The sequence below is a fragment of the Escherichia sp. KCJ4928 genome (assembly GCF_004352695.1).
GTDB lineage: Bacteria > Pseudomonadota > Gammaproteobacteria > Enterobacterales > Enterobacteriaceae > ECMA0423.
Map to the genome: position 1 here is coordinate 1 of NZ_SJWV01000738.1, position 267 is coordinate 267.

The window sequence follows — 267 nt, forward strand, 5'->3', positions numbered from 1 at the left end:
CTGACAGAACCCGGGGAAGAACCTCCCGCCCAAACAGCTCATCACTCAGTGCCATCATGATGGAAGACGGAAGGGGATTTACGGATGAGCGAACCCGCCGTCCAAAGCGACTGACGGATACCGGTGAACCGCCGGTCAGCTCAATATCACTGACGCGGTGGCGGGCACACCAGGCAAAAAAATGGCGAAACTCTTCTGCCGTAAAACGGGAGAAGGGGAAGGTACCGAAGTCATCTGGTGATATCATTTTTCTCTCCTTCGGTGCTG

The 267-nt window shown here is 55.1% G+C and carries 1 pseudogene; it reads right to left on the reverse strand.

Going from position 1 to position 267, the window contains the following annotated elements:
• Positions 1-247, reverse strand: a pseudogene (locus E0D98_RS26525) (plasmid transfer ATPase TraJ); the annotation flags it as partial.
• Between the last annotated feature and the right edge of the window lie 20 nt (positions 248-267).